Origin of the sequence: Micromonospora sp. D75 (assembly GCF_018070405.1) — a bacterium.
GTDB lineage: Bacteria > Actinomycetota > Actinomycetes > Mycobacteriales > Micromonosporaceae > Micromonospora > Micromonospora chalcea.
In genome coordinates this window covers 1-5317 of record NZ_JAGPXV010000415.1, presented here as the reverse complement: position 1 = coordinate 5317, position 5317 = coordinate 1, and the positions used below count along the sequence as shown (strand labels likewise).

The 5317-nt window shown below is 72.2% G+C and carries 7 protein-coding genes; 4 read left to right on the top strand and 3 right to left on the bottom strand.

Annotated features, from left to right (window positions below):
• Positions 1-27 precede the first annotated feature (27 nt).
• Positions 28-807, bottom strand: a complete 780-nt coding sequence (locus tag KBX39_RS21990; RefSeq protein ID WP_043326248.1) for a D-Ala-D-Ala carboxypeptidase family metallohydrolase — start codon at positions 805-807, stop codon at positions 28-30.
• Between the two features lie 256 nt (positions 808-1063).
• Between KBX39_RS21990 and KBX39_RS21985 the strand changes: the two genes are divergently transcribed.
• Both KBX39_RS21985 and KBX39_RS21980 read left to right on the top strand, forming a co-directional pair.
• On the top strand, positions 1064-1705 hold the full coding sequence (locus KBX39_RS21985; RefSeq protein WP_043326246.1) for a hypothetical protein: 642 nt from the start codon (positions 1064-1066) through the stop codon (positions 1703-1705).
• 31 nt (positions 1706-1736) lie between these two features.
• Entirely contained in the window at positions 1737-2201 is a 465-nt protein-coding gene (locus KBX39_RS21980; protein WP_030272926.1) for a PPOX class F420-dependent oxidoreductase, read from the top strand.
• Position 2202: 1 nt separating this feature from the next.
• On the opposite strand, the gene KBX39_RS21975 is transcribed toward KBX39_RS21980, so the two are convergent.
• Positions 2203-2844 carry an NAD(P)-dependent oxidoreductase gene (locus KBX39_RS21975; protein WP_043326240.1) on the bottom strand — a complete coding sequence of 214 codons (642 nt, stop codon included), beginning with the start codon at positions 2842-2844 and terminating at the stop codon, positions 2203-2205.
• 54 nt (positions 2845-2898) lie between these two features.
• Positions 2899-4131, bottom strand: a complete 1233-nt coding sequence (locus KBX39_RS21970) for a serine hydrolase (protein WP_113971910.1) — start codon at positions 4129-4131, stop codon at positions 2899-2901.
• Positions 4132-4187: 56 nt separating this feature from the next.
• Between KBX39_RS21970 and KBX39_RS21965 the strand changes: the two genes are divergently transcribed.
• Positions 4188-4781, top strand: coding sequence for a pentapeptide repeat-containing protein (locus tag KBX39_RS21965; RefSeq protein WP_013284334.1), 594 nt, complete (start codon positions 4188-4190; stop codon positions 4779-4781).
• Between the two features lie 43 nt (positions 4782-4824).
• Entirely contained in the window at positions 4825-5277 is a 453-nt protein-coding gene (locus KBX39_RS21960) for a pyridoxamine 5'-phosphate oxidase family protein (protein ID WP_166455613.1), read from the top strand.
• Positions 5278-5317: the final 40 nt, after the last annotated feature.

Here is a 5317-nt window from a genome sequence, read left to right as displayed (position 1 = left end):
CCCCCGGTCCGGGCCGCCGTCACCGCATCACTTGACTCCGCAGTCCGGTGCGGACCAGCCCTTCGTGTTCGACGACTTGTCCCGGTTGTTCTCCCGCCGCGAGTCGACGTGCGTGTGGTCGTCGTGGTCCGGGTAGCCGGGGCCGTAGATGCCGCTGAAGCCCCGGCTGCGGGCCGAGCGGGCGATGTCGCAGAGGCTGCGGTGCTTGGCGATCAGGTCGGCCGCGTTGCCGTAGAGGTGCTGGCTGTCCGCGGCGCCGCCGACCTGCCGGTTGCAGGCGATGCTGCGGAACCCGCTGGTCACGTAGAGCGGCTTGTCGCCGAGGCTGCGCCGCAGCGCCTCCAGCTTCCACATGGTGCGCAGCGCGTTCTCCCGGGTGGCCGACGCGGAGAGCGGGCCGCCGGCCCACCCGCCCTTGCCGCAGCCGTTGTCCAGCTCGGCGTAGCTGAAGTGCTTCGGCGTGCAGTCGCTGTCCTTCTGCAGGTCGTAGATCCTGGCGAACGTCTGCGGCCCGGCCACGCCGTCGGCGCGCAGCCCGTACGCGGTCTGGAAGCGCTTGACCGCGGCGGCCGTCTCCGGGCCGTACACGCCGTCGACCCGGACGATGCCGCCGTACGCCGCCCAGCCGGCCACCCGGATCTGGAGCTGCCGGACGTCGTCGCCGGAGCTTCCCTGGGACAGCGTCCGGTTCCAGGTGTAGCAGCCGTCGGCGTGCGCCGGTGGCGCGGCCACGACTGTCGCCACGGCGGCCCCGGGCAGGGCCAGCGCGAACGCGACCGCCGCCCGCTTCAGGGTGTTGACGCGCACAGAGTCCTCCCGATGTCAGAGCGGAACTGGGATCCGACGGGCACATCGACCGGTACGTCCCGTCCCTCTCACCGTGACAGGTACGAGGATTCTTCGTGGTGATTAGCGGAAATTGTTCTCACATCGCCCGGTTGCTGGGTATTGGCTGTGAATACTGCCTGTTTGCGTACGCGCTGCCGGGTGTCGCCCGTCGGACGTGACCGGTAACGTCTGCTCCCGGACCGGGCGGCGACCTCGACGGGCGGGGAGGTGGGCGTTGGCGCGTGGCGGCGTGTTCTGCGTCGAGGGGCAGTGGCACCGCGACCTCAACGAACGCGGGTCCGTCCTGCCCACGCTCGATCTGCTGGAGCGGCTCGGCCGTATCCGCTACATCCACAAGGACGCGGCCACCCGCGACGAGCTGTTCTACTTCGTCGACCGCTGGCTGCTCAAGCAGTACGCCGACCACCGGGTGGGCTTCTTCGCCATGCACGGCGAGCCGAGCCGGCTCTGCCTCACCGACTGGGACTCGGTCGAGCTGTCGGACGTGGCCGAGCGGATGGCCGGCCGCTGCGAGGGCCGCCGCCTCTACTTCGGCAGCTGCTCGGTGCTGCGTGCCTCCGACGCCACGCTGCGCGAGTTCCTCGACGTCACCGGCGCGGCGCTGATCTGCGGCTTCACCCGCGAGGTGGACTGGGTCGAGTCGGCCGCCTTCGAGACGGTGCTGCTCGACGTGCTCGCCAACGGGCAGCGGCACAACGCCGCCGAGCTGCGGATGCGCTCGGCGCACTGGGCGCCGCTCGCCGCGTACCTCGGTTTCCGGGTGATCTACGCCAACGGCCGCGCCTGGCGGCCCTCGGCCCGCCCGCGCGTGCCGGAGCAGGTCACCGCGCAGCGGTCCGCCGGCCGCCCGCGCTGAGAACGACGGACATGCCTGGTAGAACCGAGGCATGGCACGCAGCATCGCGAAGAACACCCGGGTCGACCGGGACGCCCTGATCGAGTTCCTCCGCCCCCGCCACCACGTCGTGCTCATGACCACCCGCTCCGACGGGCGCCCGCAGTCCTCCCCGGTGGCCTGCGGGGTGGATGCCGAGGGCCGGCTGGTGATCTCCACCTATCCCGAGCGTGCCAAGGTCGCCAACATCCGCCGCGACCCGCGCGTCTCCGCGTGCGTGCTCTCCGACGACTGGAACGGCCCGTGGGTGCAGGTCGACGGCGTGGCCGAGGTGCTCGACCTGCCCGAGGCGCTGGAACCGCTGGTCGAGTACTTCCGCAGCATCTCCGGCGAGCACCCGGACTGGGACGAGTACCGGTCGGCCATGGTCGCGCAGGGCAAGTCGCTGATCCGGGTCACGATCGAGTCCTGGGGCCCGATCGCCACCGGCGGCTTCCCGGCCCGGCTGGCCGACTGAATCAGTACGCGACCGTGAACCGGGCGTTGCCGAAGCGCGGATCCTCGATCTCGTCGACGATCGCCACCGCCAGGTCCTCGTAGGTGAGCACCGAACGGCCCTGCGCGTCGGTCACCGGGTGGTCGGTGCCGGTGCGGTAGTGCCCGGTCCGCTCGCCCGGGTGGAACTCCAGCGGCGGCGGGGAGACGTACGTCCAGGTCACCCCGTCGGCGCTGGACCTGTAGAACTCCAGCGCGTCGGCCTGACCGTGCGCCGAGTCCCGGTACTCCTCCGGGAAGTCCGGCTCGTCCAGATACCGGGTCCCCTTCGGCGTGAGCAGCGTCGAGCCACCGCCGACGTGGATCACCCGAGGTGGGTCCGGCAACTCACGCAGCGTGTCGACCAGCGTCCGCGCGGCGTCGCGCCACAGGGCCCGCTCGCCGCCGCCGATGGCCACCACCAGCACATCCGCGTCCTCGGCCAGTTCGCGTACGCTCCGCGCCGACGTGGCGTCGCCGGTCACCGTGCGTACGCCTGGGGGTAGGTAGCCGACCGCCTCCGGACGCCGCACCGCCGCTGTCACCCGGTGCCCCCGCTCGACCGCCTCCGCGGCGATCCGCGAGCCCGCCGTCCCGCCGGCGCCGAACACGACGATGTCGCTCATGCCTCACAGGCTAGGCAGCCTGCCGGCGGACGGCGGGAGTTCCGCCGAACCGGCTCAGTCGACGATCGCCGAGTAGACGAGCTGGCGCAACTGGCTGCGCAGCGGGTACGTGCTGGACGGCATCAACTGGGTGAACAGCAGCGCGGTGACCTCCTCCACCGGGTCCACCCAGAACGCGGTGCTGGCCAGGCCGCCCCAGTAGAACTCGCCGACGCTGCTCGGCACCCGCGACGGCACCGGGTCCAGCACGACCGCGAAGCCCAGCCCGAAGCCGATCCCGTCGAGGATCGTCTCGGCGAAGCCCTCCGGCGAGAACGAGGCCAGGTCCCGGTTGCCGGGCAGGTGGTTGCGGGTCATGAAGCGCACCGTGCGCGGCCCGAGCAGGCGCACCCCGTCCAGCTCGCCGCCACGCAGCAGGAACTGGGTGAACCGGTGGTAGTCGGCCGCCGTGGAGAGCAGCCCGCCGCCGCCGGAGTGCCACGTCGGCTCCGCCAGCGCGGCCCGGCCCACCCCGTCGGCGCGTACCGCCTGACCGGTCGCCGGGTGCGGGGCGTAGAGCGCGGCCAGGCGTTTCGCGTCCGCCGCGTCCACCCACCAGCGGGTGTCGGTCATGCCCAGCGGGCCCAGGATCCGCTCGGCGAAGAACGCGTCGAGCGACTGCCCGGAGATCACCTCGACCAGGCGGCCCAGGACGTCGGTGGAGACGCCGTAGTTCCAGCTCGTGCCCGGCTGGAACAGCAGCGGCAGCCGGGCCAGCCCGGCCGAGGCCGCCGCCAGGTCCGCGCCCGGCGGCACGCCCAGGTCGAAGCCCGCCGCCCGGTACAGGCCGTCGACCACCGACACCTGGGCGAAGCCGTACGTCAGGCCGGCGGTGTGGGTGAGCAGGTGCCAGATCCGGATCGGCTCGACCGCCGGCACCGTGTACGGCTTCAGCACCGAACCCCGGTCGTAGACGCGTACGTCGGCGAACTCCGGCAGCCAGCGGCTGACCGGGTCGTTCAGCTCGAGCCGGCCCTCCTCCCAGAGCATCATCGCGGCGACCGAGGTGATCGGCTTGGTCATCGAGTAGATGCGCCAGAGCGTGTCCGCCTCGACCGGCGTACCGGCCTCCCGGTCGCGCAGCCCGTACGTCGAGGAGTGGGCGATCTCGCCCCGGCGGGTGACGACGATCTGCCAGCCGGCGAGCCGGCCGTCGTCGACGTACCGGGCGAAGTGCTCGTCGATCCGCGCCAGCCGGGCGGGATCGAGGCCGACACGTCCGGGGTCGGTGCTCACGGTGACACTCACGACCGCGAACCTACCCGCAGGTACCGCGGCCGGGAAGTGTCACTACTGTCGGTGGCATGCCGGAGCCGGTCGAGGACGTCACCTACCGCCAGCAGGACTGGTACGCCGAGGAGTTGGCCGACAGGCACTTCGTACGGTGCGAGTTCTTCCACGTCGACCTGACCGAGGCGGTCAGCCGGGGCGCGGTCTTCACCGACTGCGTGTTCGGCAACGTGGCGTTCAACGCCTCCCGGCACACCGACTCGGCGTTCACCAGGTGCTCGTTCAGCAAGTGCAACCTCTTCGAGGCCGAGTTCACCGGCTGCAAGCTGGTCGGCAGCACGTTCGACCGCTGCGACCTGCGCCCGCTGCGGGTCGACCGGGGCGACTGGTCCTTCGTCACGCTCGCCGGCGCCGACCTGCGCGGGGCGCGGATCACCGACGTACGGATGCGGGAGGTCGACCTGACCGGTGCCGACCTCACCGGCGCGACGCTGACCGGCGTGGACCTCTCCGGCGCCCAGTTGCACGCCGCCAAGCTGATCCGGGCCGACCTGCGCGGCAGCGACCTGTCCGCGCTCGACCCGACGGCGGTGCAGCGTTCCGGCGCGCGGATCGACGCCGAGCAGGCGGTGATGCTGGCCCAGGCGCTCGGTTTCCAGGTCGGCTGAAAGCTGCCGCGGGTTGTCAGGTTTCCCGGCCAGAATCGGGCGCATGACATGGTGGTCCGATCTGGTGGCGGCCGAACCCGAGTTCGCGGCGCGGGTGCGCGCCCGCTTCGCGGTCCGCAAGCACGGCACGATGGCGACACTGCGGCGGGACGGCTCGCCGCGGATCAGCGGCACCGAGTTCGACTTCGGTGACGACGGGCAGCTGCGGCTGGGCAGCATGGCCGGCGCGGTCAAGGCGCTCGACCTGCGCCGCGATCCTCGGGTGGCGCTGCACAGCCCGACCGAGGACGCCCCGCCGGACGACCCGTCCACCTGGGACGGGGACGCGAAGATCGCCGGCCGGGCGCACGAGGAGCAGCCCGCCGAGGACGGCTCGCACAGCTTCCGGATCGAGCTGACCGAGGTGGTGCTCACCCGGGTCGGCGACCCGCCCGACCACCTGCTGATCGAGAGCTGGCACCCCACCCGGGGCCTGCACCGCCGCACCCGCCACTGACGCCACCCACCATCCCGCCCGCTCCCCACCCGCCCCGCTC